This window comes from Neobacillus sp. GCM10027624 (assembly GCF_042675345.1).
In the GTDB taxonomy this organism is placed as follows: domain Bacteria; phylum Bacillota; class Bacilli; order Bacillales; family Cytobacillaceae; genus Neobacillus; species Neobacillus cucumis_D.
In genome coordinates, this window is sequence record NZ_JBHTHD010000013.1 from 109,269 (window position 1) to 124,145 (window position 14,877).

Annotated in this window: 13 protein-coding genes and 1 pseudogene; 5 read left to right on the top strand and 9 right to left on the bottom strand. The window is 38.8% G+C overall.

What is annotated here, in order from left to right; all coding sequences use genetic code 11:
- Positions 1-506: 506 nt before the first annotated feature.
- The 3 genes from ACFQZ9_RS21550 to ACFQZ9_RS21560 are packed head-to-tail and all read right to left on the bottom strand — an operon-like array spanning position 507 to position 4,405.
- Positions 507-1,595, bottom strand: a complete 1,089-nt coding sequence (locus ACFQZ9_RS21550) for a GerAB/ArcD/ProY family transporter (protein WP_498945822.1) — start codon at positions 1,593-1,595, stop codon at positions 507-509.
- A gap of 27 nt (positions 1,596-1,622) precedes the next feature.
- Entirely contained in the window at positions 1,623-2,813 is a 1,191-nt protein-coding gene (locus ACFQZ9_RS21555; RefSeq protein WP_498945319.1) for a Ger(x)C family spore germination protein, read from the bottom strand.
- Positions 2,810-4,405, bottom strand: a complete 1,596-nt coding sequence (locus ACFQZ9_RS21560) for a spore germination protein (RefSeq protein ID WP_498945321.1) — start codon at positions 4,403-4,405, stop codon at positions 2,810-2,812. The genes ACFQZ9_RS21555 and ACFQZ9_RS21560 overlap by 4 nt, the downstream gene beginning before the upstream one ends.
- A 250-nt stretch (positions 4,406-4,655) precedes the next feature.
- On the opposite strand from ACFQZ9_RS21560, the pseudogene ACFQZ9_RS21565 reads away from it, so the two are divergent.
- A pseudogene (locus ACFQZ9_RS21565) lies at positions 4,656-5,019 on the top strand (recombinase family protein); the annotation flags it as partial.
- Positions 4,965-5,123, top strand: a complete 159-nt coding sequence (locus ACFQZ9_RS21570) for a DMT family transporter (protein WP_498945823.1) — start codon at positions 4,965-4,967, stop codon at positions 5,121-5,123. The pseudogene ACFQZ9_RS21565 and the gene ACFQZ9_RS21570, both read left to right, overlap by 55 nt.
- Positions 5,124-5,524: 401 nt before the next feature.
- Here the strand turns inward: ACFQZ9_RS21570 and ACFQZ9_RS21575 are convergent, their stop codons facing one another.
- On the bottom strand, positions 5,525-6,094 hold the full coding sequence (locus ACFQZ9_RS21575) for an HAD-IA family hydrolase (RefSeq protein WP_498945323.1): 570 nt from the start codon (positions 6,092-6,094) through the stop codon (positions 5,525-5,527).
- A 448-nt stretch (positions 6,095-6,542) separates the two neighbouring features.
- Here ACFQZ9_RS21575 and ACFQZ9_RS21580 point away from each other — a divergent pair, with 448 nt between their 5' ends.
- Positions 6,543-6,716 (top strand): LmrA/YxaF family transcription factor, encoded by a 174-nt coding sequence (locus ACFQZ9_RS21580; RefSeq protein WP_498945824.1) that lies wholly within the window; start codon positions 6,543-6,545, stop codon positions 6,714-6,716.
- A gap of 112 nt (positions 6,717-6,828) precedes the next feature.
- Here the strand turns inward: ACFQZ9_RS21580 and ACFQZ9_RS21585 are convergent, their stop codons facing one another.
- The gene (locus ACFQZ9_RS21585; RefSeq protein WP_498945324.1) at positions 6,829-7,281 is read right to left on the bottom strand and encodes a cupredoxin domain-containing protein; all 453 of its coding nucleotides are present in this window, start codon (positions 7,279-7,281) and stop codon (positions 6,829-6,831) included.
- A 349-nt stretch (positions 7,282-7,630) separates the two neighbouring features.
- On the opposite strand from ACFQZ9_RS21585, the gene ACFQZ9_RS21590 reads away from it, so the two are divergent.
- Positions 7,631-8,389: a GntR family transcriptional regulator gene (locus ACFQZ9_RS21590; protein WP_498945325.1), complete on the top strand. Its 759-nt coding sequence runs from the start codon at positions 7,631-7,633 to the stop codon at positions 8,387-8,389.
- Positions 8,390-8,499: 110 nt separating this feature from the next.
- On the opposite strand, the gene ACFQZ9_RS21595 is transcribed toward ACFQZ9_RS21590, so the two are convergent.
- The 3 genes from ACFQZ9_RS21595 to ttdA all read right to left on the bottom strand — a co-directional run bounded on the left by ACFQZ9_RS21595 (position 8,500) and on the right by ttdA (position 10,946).
- A complete protein-coding gene (locus ACFQZ9_RS21595) occupies positions 8,500-9,303 on the bottom strand; it encodes a fumarylacetoacetate hydrolase family protein (RefSeq protein WP_498945326.1) in 804 nt (267 codons plus the stop codon).
- A gap of 123 nt (positions 9,304-9,426) precedes the next feature.
- On the bottom strand, positions 9,427-10,038 hold the full coding sequence (gene ttdB, locus ACFQZ9_RS21600; RefSeq protein ID WP_429741614.1) for a L(+)-tartrate dehydratase subunit beta: 612 nt from the start codon (positions 10,036-10,038) through the stop codon (positions 9,427-9,429).
- Complete coding sequence (ttdA, locus tag ACFQZ9_RS21605; protein WP_498945328.1) at positions 10,035-10,946, bottom strand: L(+)-tartrate dehydratase subunit alpha; 912 nt, start codon at positions 10,944-10,946, stop codon at positions 10,035-10,037. Before ttdA ends, ttdB begins: the two co-directional genes overlap by 4 nt.
- A 590-nt stretch (positions 10,947-11,536) precedes the next feature.
- Between ttdA and ACFQZ9_RS21610 the strand changes: the two genes are divergently transcribed.
- Entirely contained in the window at positions 11,537-12,883 is a 1,347-nt protein-coding gene (locus ACFQZ9_RS21610; RefSeq protein WP_498945329.1) for an MFS transporter, read from the top strand.
- A gap of 81 nt (positions 12,884-12,964) precedes the next feature.
- On the opposite strand, the gene ACFQZ9_RS21615 is transcribed toward ACFQZ9_RS21610, so the two are convergent.
- A complete protein-coding gene (locus ACFQZ9_RS21615) occupies positions 12,965-14,638 on the bottom strand; it encodes a ribonuclease J (RefSeq protein WP_498945330.1) in 1,674 nt (557 codons plus the stop codon).
- Positions 14,639-14,877: the final 239 nt, after the last annotated feature.

The window sequence follows — 14,877 nt, forward strand, 5'->3', positions numbered from 1 at the left end:
TATTAGCCAGGAGAACATTACCTGTCACTAAACAATAAAGGAAAGGCTCCATAATTGATTTTCAATGTTTAGTGAAATTACGACCATGTGTGGCTTTAAAATAAAGTTGCACCGTTTAGAACAAGATTGAACCGTTTTAAAAAAGATCGACTGGAAGCCCCATTTATAGTATTTATCTGATAGGGTTTTGTTACCTTTGATCTTCAAAATACGAAAACCAGCCCCGTCATAGGGCTAGTTGACATATAATATCCTTTAAAACTAATGGAATTTTATTTTTGGTAATAGGTTTTGAACCTTGCTTTAACAAGATTTTGGCTTATTTCAAAAGTATTCTAACAGAGTTGTGTAAACTTTGCCTTTCCTTATATATCAAGTGTATTAGGTCTTAACGTCCACTATTTTCGTTTTAAGCTTGGAAATCCCTTCTTTAACAACCCGAATGGGTGTTTGGGAAGCTTATTCCCATTAACAAGTACAATAAACAACACATGATGCTACTTGATTTACGCATATTTTCTTCGAATCCAGCCAACAACCAACAAAAGCAAGGGAATCCCGATCATGTTGATGGGAAATACAAATGGAAGCACGAAAAACTTATCATAATACTGGGCGAATATCTGGATATTTTTAATCGACAGAGCCATAACAAACGAAATTGGAACAAGAAGCCAAACCACTTTTCTCCAATCCTTCAGGTGAAACAATTGTGCCGTTCCATAACTAGCAATAAACATATATAACGCCAGCTTAACAAAAATACTAAAAAACCATATAATTACAATCAAAATATCCACGTTTTGAATAAATTCCATTACGGATATGAACCGACTCATATCGTAAAACGGATACAAAAGCCTTGAAGGTAAATTTGGCCCGAACGTGAAAATCACAGCCAATGTGCCGACGCTCACCATGAAAACGGCCAGCCCTATTCCCCACATCGCCCGTGTTGACGCTTGTTCCGGTTTTTCCATAAAGAAGACGAACATTGTCATCATGACAGACTCTCCAAAAAAGGAGGCCATTGGGGTATAGGAACCTTTAAGGATTGGAAGCAATCCAGAATCATGATAAATGGGAAGTATATAATGCCAATGCATATTGCCAAGGTCTAAAATGATCAGGACAGTAATCATCAAAATAACGATTGGACCAACGATTTCACTTAAGCGTCCAATCCCTTCTATACCACCTTGGTACATGATAAAAATGAGCAGTAACATGGTGGTAAATATAATAACCCACAGAGGTGTCTTATGAAACAACGCAGTAATCATGAAATCACCAAATTCACGGACGATTACTCCAATCGCCGAGTACCATAAAAGGAAAAAGGGAATCATCATCAGCTTACCAAGCCATTTACCGAGAATGGTTTGACTAAATTCAATCATGGTTTGGTTCGGATATAGAGAACTGAGTTTAGTTGCCAGAAAAGTAATGGCAATGCCAACAAGTCCTGCAATCACCATCGAGATCCATGCATCTTGTTTTACACTACGGATCGTAGATGATATGGTCAGAAGAAGTGAATTTCCCACTTCAAATGTGAACATCATCCAAAAAATTTGCGAGCCAGAGATTTTCATTGATTTTGCCACAAGCTGTATGTCTCCTTATTTTTTTATTTCATTATTCTTTAACTGCAACGATGGTCCGGTCAGACCCACTCGCCGAATGGTCAGATTTGCATGGACTGAGACCTCTACCTTTCGGAACTGATTGGCCCAACTTTTCTTCAATACTTTCCATTGGGATGGATATTTTTGATGAATGGCTTCACCAAAGCCAAAGATATCGGTTCCATATTGTTTTTGAACCTTTTCAATGGTTTGAAGAGCTTCCTTTTTGGCCTCTTTTTCCAATACATGTTCTAGAAGATCAAGATTTTTCGATTGTGTAAGATCTAAATTCGTATTGTTCTCTCGGATGATTCCCTCACCCGAAAGGATAATGTCATACTTGATGGTGTGACCCTGAATAATGGGTATAATTTTGCTGTTCATTTTGATTATATATAAACTAGCAGTTCCCTTTCCCTCAGGCACAGTTACTGTAATCGTTTGTTTAGTTAAACGGTTGATTAGCCAAAGATAGATTTTATCTTCCTGTAAATTTAAGAACCCCTTTAATTTAAGGTCTTTGTTGAAAACTGCCATGCCTACAATTTGAAATCCTTTGACACTTGTTTGATCTTGTTTTTTGGAGCCCTGGTTCAGTTCAATAACGGGTAGGGTTGGGGTGATCCCGTCACTCATGATGGCGATAAAAAAATTTAATAAAGACGTATCTCCCATTCCACCCACTTGAGAGTGTTCTTTCAGTGCCCCAAGTGCAGGGATATTTTCTAAAGGATAGGATGCTTCCAGAAACTGCTTCGCTGTACTCCCCTTTACTATAAGTGCATCAGCTCGTAAGCGAATATCGGGATCGCGGCTATAGGTATCTAAAAATGGATCGAGACCCCGCCTAGCCAATTGTTCTCCAATCACAATAACACGCCGGTGCCCTCGAAAGACTTCTCTTGACAATTTCGTCTGCATATTTTGTACAGCTTCAAGTGTGTCCTTTCCAGTTCCCGATTCAATAAAAACAGTTTTTCCTGCTTCGCTTCTTCCACTCTGCCCCATTCCAATTTTTGAAGGGATGATAAATTGAGCGCTGATTTCAATTTTGTTATTCTCTGCCTGATCGAGTCCCCAGCCCAACTCTATGGCCAGATCATTTAACTCCGTTCGATCCCAGCAGCCCGTCAAGAAAAATAAAGAAATAACCAGAATAAGACAAAGTGCCTTTAGCCGGCTCATTCTGTCTGGTCCCCTTGTTTCGGACCGGGTTGTTGGCCTTTCGGAATCCGCATTTTTTCCTCACCAGAAATCATCACGGGACGGTTTGTCATGTTCCACCGGTGTGCTCGCATCAATACGTCCTTCAAATTACGAGGAATCTGGGGAGCAACAGGGCTTAGATAAGGAATACCAAAAGAGCGAATATTAGTTAAATGTATGAGCATGGCAAGGGCTCCAAAGGCAACCCCATACAGCCCCAATATTCCCGACAATAGTAGCATCGGGAAGCGCAGCACACGATAAGCTGTTCCCAAGTTGTAGCGAGGAAAAGAAAAGGACGAGATACCGGTGGTAGCCACGATTATGACCATGGGTGCTGATATAATGCCTGCTTGCACGGCAGCTTGTCCAATTACAAGCGCTCCCACGATACTGACAGCGGATCCAACGGCTTTTGGTAAACGAACGCCTGCTTCCCGCAGACCTTCAAACAAAAATTCCATCATCAGCGCTTCCACGACAGTCGGGAAAGGGATTCCTTCCCGTGCCGCTGCAATACTGATAAGCAAATTTGTCGGGATCAATTGTGGATGATAGGTTGTCACCGCAACGTAAAGAGAAGGGAGGAATAAAGAAATATTTATAAGTGTAAAACGTACAAATCGAATGAAGGATGTAAAGATCGATCGTTCATAATAATCCTCCGCTGCTTGCACTCCTGTCCAGAATGTCATTGGAACGATCAGAACGAAAGGTGTGTTATCCACGAAAATGGCAACCTTCCCTTCTAATAGGCTTGCACACACAACATCTGGTCGTTCGGTATTTTGAATTTGCGGAAAGGGAGAATAAGGAAGATCTTCGATAAACTCTTCAATAAAAGCAGACTCTAAAATCCCATCAATTTGAATTCGCCGAACCCTTTGGCGAACTTCCTCTAAAACTGTATTTGAAGCAATCCCCTCAATGTAGGAAATCGCGATATCTGTCTGCGATAAATCTCCGATCGAATAAGGTTCCATTTTTAGTCTAGGGCTCCGAATTCTCCGGCGTACAAGGCTTGTATTTACCCTGAGTGTTTCCGTAAACCCATCTCGCGGGCCGCGAACAGAAAGCTCTGCACTAGGCTCTTCGATACTACGTTTCTCAAACCCTTTTATATCGGCAACCAGCGCTTGACTCTCCCCGTCCGTCAGAACAGCAAGATTAGATTTCAATACTGCATCACTGACCTCACGAATCTTAGAAACCGCCTTTACTTGAGTAATAGCGACAAGCTGGTCTTGGATAATTTCGCCTATTGAGTTCACTTGCTTTAATCCATCAGGCATACCTTCGAACATCATTGGTTTCAAAACAACCTGTTCCACTATTTTCTTATCCACTAATCCATCTATATAAATCAGAAGCATTTTGGTCTGCCTATTGGCGCAAATGGGGCGGAAGACAATATCAGAACAATTTTCAAAAACTTGTTTCAAAATTTGTTCATTCACGGATATATCAGGTAAGAGTACCTCATCTTGAACATTTAGGGGCAATACGCCGGTACTCTCCAGTTCCTGAATAGCTTTTTTTAAAGGCTTCATCTTACGAATTTTTTTCACCATATTCCCCCCAATATATGATTTATAAAATCTAACTTAAGAAAAAGCTCAATATTCCGTCGTTAAAGTGTCTCACTCCCTTTTATAAATTATTCAATAAAAATTCTGTTACAAGTAACAAGTAGAAAATAATTTCTACAGATGTTCCTTTATCAACTCGACTAGCGGGGTAGTACCATCAAAGCTTTCTCACCCGCAATAAAGCATTTAAAGTTAATGTCAAATGTTTATCGCTATTTGTAAAGTATTCTTTACTCGATTGTCACGTTCTACAAAGGATCTGATTGAGATTACGGAACTTATCTCTAAAAAAGGAGTACACTTGGAAGGTCTAAAGGAATCATGGCTGAATACAACCACAACACATGGAAAAAAGTAGTTTATCATTTTCGCTGGTATTGCTCAATTTGAAAGAGATTTAATTTCTGAACGGACAAAGGAAGGTATCCAGGCTGCAAGGAAACGAGGGGGGAAGTTCTGGAGGATCGAAAACTGATGAGGAAAAAGTTAATTATGCCTTATATCTTCTGGATCAAGGGATGAATCATAAAAGATTCTTCCAATCGGGACGGCTTACGCAATATGGACTGGAATCTTTTCTGTTGGAAGTGTCTTAGTGGGCATGGCTTACTTTAATGAACCGAGAAATAGTAAAAGAATCTATTTTATTGTTTGTATTGTAATAGGAGCAGTTGGTGTTAAAATAACTTCTAAATCGTAAGAAAAGCGCAAGCGCCTGTTGATGTTAAATATTTTAACTCCTTAGGTTGCAGTATCTAATTAATTATCTTTAGCGAGTTCTGAACCATACGTAAGGACAGAACTCGCGCGATCTCATAAATTTTATTTTCGCTTGTATTTTATTGCTGTCTTAGTATCTTCCCAGAGCTTACTGGTAAAAAAGGCTAGTATTAAACTTCAATAATAATCCATTTAACAAAATCCATAGCTTTCATCTCCTTGGAGACGACACGAGCCTGTTTTGTATTAATTAATGATAGGGAATTTTTATTTATGCCCCAAAAAAGTAATCTTATTAGATAGAGTTTGAGGAAAATATAAAATTATAGGCTACAATGAAGACCAAATCCGTTAGTCATCTAAGGAGATTTTGCTTCCATATCACCGATGAAGAACCACAGGAATAAAATCCGCATAACTCTCAATATGAAAATTTGCTTCAATACCTTTGTTTTGAAAAGCAACGGTGTTAATCTTTAATTCTCTCGCAGGAATTAAATCTAGTTCCCGATCCCCGACTACCAAATCTATTTTGTGATTTTTAAGAACGTGTTCATAAGAAGAATGATGGGGTTTTCGAATAAAACCATCTTCCTCAACAGAAACAATGTCTTTGAAATACTTTTTTAAATTGAACTTTTCCAAGAGATAGATGGTAGATTCCTTATCTCGGTGAGTGACGATGACATTGCTGTTAACAGTTGATAACACATTTTCGATGTAATCAAACGGTTTACTATTTAGTTTTGAATAGTAGTTGTATAATTCTTCGTATTTTCCTCGTTGGTCTTCACTAATCCCATAATGTTTAAACGCTGTTTTTGAGTCCTTTTTCAGCCATCTTAGGACTTCACCCCGATCTAGTTTTTGGGGAGTTAATTGCATAAATCCTTCTAAAAGTGCCGGGTACGTATCAAAAAGCGTTCCGTCAAAATCCCATAATATGTTCATAAAATCCTGCTCCTCCTTGTTTTTTATATTCATATCATATTAAATTTAAAAATCACAATCATCTTCCAGTTGGCTAACCAACCCTTAAGGAATAGGTTTAAATTCGTTCGCCTTCCACTCATGAATAATATGCTCGTCCATGGGGAGAGATTATCCACGTAGAAGACCCAGTTTCCATTTTACTGCGAAACACTTTTCTTGAAAGCAGGGAAGCCAAGGAATTTGAAATGATTGACTGATTATCTGGCTATAAAAAAGTTCTGGGAAAGTTAATTGTTAATTTTATACGAAAACAGAAGGATGCCATTTTTTCAGGAATGATACCTTTTTTATAAAGGTGGTGTTAAAGGACAATGTTGATTTCGAACAGCAGTGAAGGGCTATATGGGTGTAGGATTAACCGAAATTATAAAAGAATGTAATATTTCAAAAGGTTCGTTTTATCACCATTTATATTACAAAGTTATTAGCAGAAGGATTTTCGAAGGAAGCAGCAGCTTCCACTGCACTCATGATGACTGCCACTATTGAAGGCGGAATTATGCTTTGTTTAACACAAAAAGTAAGCGGCCCTCTCAAAATTATTGCGCAAGAATTACCTAAACTTTTACAAAAGAAATAATCAACAAACTTTTAATTTTGGAAAAAAAAGAGTTGGGAAAACTAGTATTGTTTTTCGCCAACTCTTTTCTTTTTAGGATCTTTACTAGAAAGTCCTTTTTATCGCAAAAATACTAATCTACTATTAATTTTCCCGTCATTTTAGAATGTCCTGCTCCGCATACTACAGAACAGTGGTATTCAAATGTCCCAGTTTTATTAGCAGTAAACTCAGCACTTTTATTCCCCTGAATGTTTACATTGAATGCTGGAAGTGCAAAGCCATGACCGCCATCATCACTTTGTAGAGTGATTCTTACTTTATCACCCTTTTTAACATGGATTACTTTTTTATCGTATTCAAAATCTTTTGCCATAACCTTGATAGTAACTACATTTCCTGTTGAAGTACTTTTTGCGGCAACCTTTTGTGGATTCCCAGTTTTAGCTGTCTGTGTTGTGGTATCTGACTTTTTACTAGAAGATGTTGTCGCGCTTGAAGAATTATTACTAGTGCTTCCACATGCGCTTAACATCATTACCATTAAAGCTACTGCTGCAAATAAAAATCCCATTCTCTTTTTCATAGGTAAGATTTCTCCTCTCGAATTTTAATACCTTTAAAACATAACAGTTATTTACAGAGAAAAAATGAAGGGTCTCTGAAAAAATTATTAAAAACGAATGAATGTTGTTTTAAGGTTTAGAAACGTTACTGAAAAATCAATAACCAGCATATCATCTTCTGAAAGCTGCTTGCGGTCCCACAGCGCAATTTATTCGATTTCACCCACACCCATTCCACAGTTCCAACTACTTAATTGAGTTTATAATTGTATTTCTGGTATATTTTTAGTGAAGCAATTTTCTGAATGTACCAATCGATCAGTTAAGTGGTCCATGTTAAATCAAATTTTGGGGAAGTGTGTTTTAAATATGAATACGCCAGATGAACGTACAAAGGCTGATATTAATTTGAAAGAACTAGATCAATCTTCCCTTTATCTAAACATTCAATCATTTTTAGCCAATTTAGATGAAATCGGGGAATCGCGCTTGCCACAACGTGCTTATTTGGCAACACGTCGTGCGATTCGGCATCTTCAACTACATCCAGGACAAACAGTTTTAGAGAGGGAAATGGCTGAAATCTTGGGTATGAGTAGAACGCCTGTTCGTGAAGCTCTTGTGCGTTTGGAGATGGAGGGATGGGTACGCTTAATTCCACGTCGTGGGTTTGTTGTTGCACCTATTGTAGCGGATGATCTCCAACAAATTTATGAAGTGGTAGAAGGGCTTGACGGTATTGCTGCCAGCCTGGCAACCAAACGTGCCACCTCGGAAGAATTAGACCAACTTGATCATTTGATTCATGAACAAGAAAAAGCACTCCAATTAGAAGATCTACTTACCTGGACCAACCTTGATGAGCAATTTCATCAATTCATTGTTGATTTGGCTCAAAATCCACGCTTAAGAGGAGTTATGGATAGTCAATCTGATCAACTATATCGTGCAAGATTATATACAATTAAACTTCGACCTAAACCAACACGCTCGATAATGGATCACAAGGCTATTGTTTCTGTTATGAGAGCAGGTGAACCGGAGGCCGCACGTATGATGGTACAATCCCATCGGTATAGAGCACGTAATGAAATTTTAAAGGTTATCCGATCATTGCCTTCGAATTAGGAGTGAACCGTCAGACCAATCTCATTCTTAGGTAATAAATCCATCCTTTTATAAAAAAGTCTGTAGCGATTTTCGAAAAAAATTACTACAGACTTTTTTAGTTATTTCTACTATTTTACATAGTTAAGAAGTTTTCCGATATTCTCTACTTCCACAGCTACAATATCGCCTGCCTTCATTGGACAGCTGCCAGATGGGGAGCCAGTAGCTAAAACATCACCTGGCTCCAGTGTCATCACATGTGAAATCCAACTGATAAGGTAAGGAATGGAGAGTGACATCTGATTCGTATTCCCCTCTTGTACAACTTTGCCGTTTAACGTGGTAACGATTTGTAAATTCGTTGGATCGATACCTGTCACAATGCAGGGGCCCAATGGACCAAACGTGTCAAACCCTTTGCCGCGCGTGAACTGTGGATCCATTTTTGTCAGGTCTCGTGCTGTTACATCATTAAAAATCGTGCAGCCAAAAACATAATCCAACGCGTCCTCTTCTTTTATATTTTTTCCACGTTTCCCTATAACAAGAGCTACTTCCCCCTCCATTTCAACCTGATTGGTTAAATCACCTGATGGAAGAAGGATTTCCCCTTCATTTGGAATCAAGGACGATGCAGGTTTTAAAAACAAAAACGGTTCTTTAAGATTGGCCATACCCCCAGTCTCTTTTGCATGTTCAGCATAGGTCCAACCGAAATTAACGACTTTTGAGGGAGTTACAGGCTCCAAAATTTTCACATCACTATAGCGAACTCTTACACCATCATACTTTAGTTCGTTGTTTACAATTTCAGTAAAATTACTGGATAATTGTAAAATTTCGTCATTCTCTACAATTCCGTAATATACATTACCGTTATAATTCTGATAGCGAACTATCGTTTGTGTTTTTTGCAGTACCTGCATTACCATGTCAACCAACTCCATCTATAAATTTAATAATCGCAGCTTCTCCAAAAAAATACAGATCCGGATAAGCCATATGAAAGATATGTCAAATGCGGATCTGTATTTGAACCATTTTCTTAAGAACAATTATTTAATGAATCTTACCTGCTTGCTGATTAACTCATATTGTTCTTCCTTCTTTTTATTGAACTCCACCTTATTTTCTTCATAGATATTATTTCCTTCTGTGTCAATGGAAACAATAAGCGGACCGAATTCATTCACTTCACATACCCAAAGCGATTCAGGCATACCAAGGTCTTTCCAATGTACTTCGGTGATTTGTTCTACCTTTGTTGCAGCAAAAACCGCATTTCCGGCAGGAAAGACGAGATGCAGCGCCTTATGAGTTTTGCAGCCTTCTTCGGTGTTCTTTCCCATTCCACCTTTTCCAACAATGAGTTTCACACCGGTTTCTTCGATAAATTCCTTTTCAAACTTTTCCATTCTCATGCTGGTTGTAGGACCAACAGAAACGATTTCATATTGTTCATTTCCAAGGTCCCGAACAATTGGACCAGCATGGAAAATCGCTTTACCTCTAAGATCAACAGGTAATGGTATTTTTTCTTCAATCAGCCTTCTGTGGGCAACGTCTCTGCAAGTCACAATGGTGCCGGTTAGATAGATGATATCTCCAATTCGTATATCCTTAAGATCTTCATCTTTTATAGGTGTTGTTAATATTTTCTTACTCATAGTGTAACCCCCTCGTGAGTACTAATTTCATAGTTCAAATTACTATCAAAGGTGATCTTGCCTCTTCTATGAGACCAGCATCCTGTATTAACGGCAACCCCAATAGTAGAAGGATGTCTTGCTGTATTCACAACATTTACACCCATGACGGATTTAGAACCTTTAAGTCCCTGAGGTCCAAGGCCAATCGCGTTAATTCCATCTTCAAGAAGCTTTTCCATCTTGGCAGCATTTTCATTTTCATTATGACTTCCAACAGGCCTCATCAGGGCTAATTTTGAATTTAGCGCCGCTGTTTCAACAGAAGTACCGACGCCGACCCCTACAAGTAGTGGAGGACAGGCATTGACTCCATAACTTGTCATCCGATCCAAGACAAACTTTACTACGCCTTCATAGCCTTCGCCAGGCATGAGAACGGTTGCAACTCCAGGAAGGGTACATCCTCCACCAGCCATATACGTATAGATTTCTACTTTGTCACTGTCTTCTTCAATTTCCCAGAAGATACTTGGTGTACCGTCACCAATGTTTTTTCCGGTATTGTATTCATCAAATGTCTCAACAGAATTGTGACGCAAAGGAGTTTCTTGCGTTGACTTATATACACTATCCCGCAGAATACTATCCAATTGTCCTATTAATGGAAAGTTCTGTCCGCACTTTACAAAAAATTGAAGGACGCCTGTATCCTGGCAGGAAGGTCTCTTTAACTCAAAGGCAAGTTTCTGGTTATCAAACATCGTTTTGTAAATGATTTTTGCCAGTTTATTATCTTCCTCTTCACTTAGTTCTTTCAGTTTATTTTCCACATCATCAGGAAGTTTGTAGCTGACAAGGGATATAAACTTTGACATTAGATTTGTCATCTTTTCTTTTTGTTGTACTTTTTCCATAATAGCGCTCATAATAACACTCCTTTTTATGATTAGATCGTTAAACAGTTGGTAAAGTGATTGTGTGAATGACTTTATACGTCAATTATTAAACAATGTATACGTTAACGTCAATAGATTTTATTTGAATTAATATTAATTTCATTTTGAGAAGCTAATGCGAGAATAATATTTTAGGCTTTGATCTACAGTAATATATTGATGAAATGCGGTTTATTAAGATGGATTCAACGTTATCAATTTTTTTGAGTATATAAACTATTTAAAAAATAATTGACAATAATGTATACATTAAGCAATAATTGCTGTAAGGGTTTTCACCTGAGGGAAAAATAAAATGCATGGGAAGGAGGTTAACGAATGTCTGGTAAAACAAATTTTGGAGTAACAAATATTCCCTGAAGATGTATTGCGAAATGGTGAAGGAAGATAGGCTCTGTATAATAGAATACATGATTAAAGAATCTGGGTATTTTGTGCACTAATTTTATCTGTTATCCTTTTTGAATTAGCCTCACTCGTAAATGAAGGAAAGTGACCAGTGCATGGAAGGATAATGATCAACAATATGTTTGAGTTGATATCTTTTAGGGGGGAAATTTATGAGTGTTAACATGCAAGATTTGAAAGCGATTACGAAAAAAACCAATGTACGCTATTTGACTTTGGCTATATTATTTATAACGACCGCAGTTAACTATATTGACCGTTCGGCGTTAAGTGTTGCTGCCCCTGTAATGAACAAAGATCTACAATTGGATGCGGTAACATTGGGAATCGCATTTTCCGCATTCAACTGGGCCTATGCCTTTCTACAAATCCCAGGTGGCTGGTTATTGGATCGATTTGGGGCCCGTGTTGTTTATGGAGTTGGGTTATTTGTATGGTCATTGTTTACTTTCTTTCAAGGATGGACTAGCGGATTTCTAATGCTATTCGTCCTAAGATTTTTCGTAGGGGTTGCAGAAGCTCCTTCGTTTCCTGGGAATAGCCGATTGACTGCCATGTGGTTTCCTCAAAATGAACGAGGCAGGGCGGTATCCGTGTATAATTCTGCTCAATTTTTTGGAATTGCTTTGTTTACGCCTGTGATGGCTTGGCTTTTACAGAGTTATAGTTGGCATGTGGTTTTTTATGTTGCAGGGTTGGCTGGAATTGTTGTGTCGGTATTTTGGTTTAAGAATATCTATGAGCCGAAAAAACACCCAAAAGCTAATCAGGCTGAAATTGACTATATTATGGAAGGTGGCGGCCTAGCGAATGCAGGGGATAAACCGATTAAAATCAGGTGGGCTCACGTAAAACTTCTATTGACCAACCGACAAATGATCGGAATCTATATTGCACAATTTTGCCTCAATACAATTCTTTGGTTCTTTTTAACCTGGTTCCCTACCTACCTTGTTGAAGAAAAACATATGTCCATGCTTAAGGTTGGATTTATGGCTTCAATCCCATATGCAGGGGCCTTTTTAGGGGGAATCGTTGGGGGATATATATCCGATTACTTGTTAAAGCGTGGGAAGTCCCTTGGTTTTGCACGTAAAACACCGATTATCATCGGTTTCCTTTTTTCGAGTGTTGTTGTCCTAGCTAACTATACCTCATCTGCGGCGCTCATTATGTTAATCATGTCGGTTTCTTTTTTCGCCAAAGGGATGGCCGGTGCAACTTGGACGCTTGTTGGCGATATGTCTCCAAAAGAACTTATTGGACTCAACGGTGGAATCTTTAATACAGCAGGTAACATTGCTGGCATTGTAATTCCCATCGTAGTCGGATTTATATTGAGTACAACGCATTCATTTAGTGCCGCCTTATTCTTTATTGGCGCAGTGTTGTTAATCGGTGCATTATCCTACATCTTTATCGTTAACAAAGTAGAGCGGATCGAATTACCCCCCGAATTAAAAGAAGATAAGCAACCTTTAACAAATATACAGGCATAAGGAAAATTCAAGTATAAGAAAGGCTGGCCATTATTGGTCAGCCTTTCATCATATTGGGAGGAGTGCCGAGAACCTCCACATTTAAATTTCAATAATGATCGGCAGAATCATCGGCTTCCGCTTTGTTTGGGTGAATAGATATTGTCCAACTGATTTTTTAATATTTTGTTTAATGACACTCCATTGCCGTACATTTTCTTCTTGTAAGTCGATGACGGTTTTTTTAACCAGACGATTTACTTCCTTAAGGAGATCGTCCGAATTTTTTACAAAGACGAAACCACGGGTAATCGTGTCCGGTCCGGAAATAATCTTTCTGTCTGATTTACTGATGGTAATCACAATCACCAACATTCCATCTTCCGAAAGCTGCTTACGGTCACGCAGCACGACTTCGCCGATGTCTCCAACCCCCATACCATCCACATACGTATCCCCGGCAGGAATACTGCGAGTCTGACGTGCAACGGAATTTTCAATATCAACAACGTCACCATTTTTAATAATGAAGGTATTTCCTTTTTCTACCCCAACGGATTCCGCTAGCAGCTGGTGATGATGGAGCATTCTGTATTCACCATGTATCGGAATAAAATAGGTTGGTTTCATCAAGGTAAGCATAAGCTTTAGATCTTCCTGATACCCATGCCCGGAAACATGCATGCCGGTTGAACTTCCGGAGCCATAAATGACTCTTGCGCCAAGTTTAAAGAGGTTATCAATGATCCGCGATACATCCTTTTCATTTCCAGGTATAGGGGATGCTGCTAAAATAACGGTGTCGTCTGGATAAATTGCGACATCCCGATAGCTTCCGCTAGCAAGGCGGGCGAGGGCCGCCATTGGTTCTCCCTGACTTCCGGTACAAAGTATCGCTACTCTTTCAGGCGGCAATGGATCTACATCACGTGCGTCAATCAACATCCCTTCAGGCACGGTTAAATACCCGCGTTCGATTGCAACACCTACGACATTTACCATACTTCGGCCAAGCAGTGCCAGCTTTCGATTGGTCAGCATAGCAGCATTGACAACCTGTTGAATCCGGTTCACATTCGATGCAAATGTAGACACGATAATTTTCCCATGCGCTTTCATAAAGGCCTCATCCATATTGTCACCGACCATCTGCTCTGATGGCGACAGTCCTTTACGCTCGGCATTGGTGCTTTCAGAGATTAAAGCCAGAACTCCATCGCTGCCGATTTTGGCCATTTTATGAATATCAGATGATTCATTATTGGCAGGAGTTAAATCAAATTTAAAGTCCCCTGTATGGACGACATTCCCTTCAGGTGTGTGAAAAACAATCCCCAGGCAATCAGGAATACTATGGCTTGTTTTGAAAAAAGAAACCTTCATCTTGCCAAGTTCCAATATCGATTCCGAATCAATTTGAACAAGTTTGGTGTCGCCTTTGAGCCGGTGTTCCTCTAACTTTAATTCGATCAGGCCAAGTGTAAAGCGGGTTGCATAAATGGGTACATTTAATTTTCGTAAAAAATATGGAATTCCGCCGATATGATCCTCATGACCATGGGTCACAATCATCCCGCGGATTTTTTCCTGATTTTCCTCTAGGTAGGTGATGTCAGGGATAATTAGGTCAATTCCTAATAAACTTTCATCGGGGAATTTTCCGCCACAATCGATTATCACAATTTCATCTGAATATTGAACCACATACATATTCTTCCCAATTTCATTAATACCGCCTAAAGCGAAAATTGACAATGTATTTTCATGGGTACTCAAGTTTATACCTCCCAAAGCCAAATAGATAAATTTAGTATTCCCGTTTAGAAACTCTTTATTTAAAATAGAGCTTTTTACTGGGATAGTTAAATAGCAAATACTGATCAATCGTTTAATTAAATGGGATTAGATATTATGGAATCATTGCTTAGAGATAAGCAGTGATATGTTTGCCTCTATAGAAGCTTTAAAGGAAGTTTTGAAACAGGTGGAGGATTTTTTGATAAATCAAAGTTAAG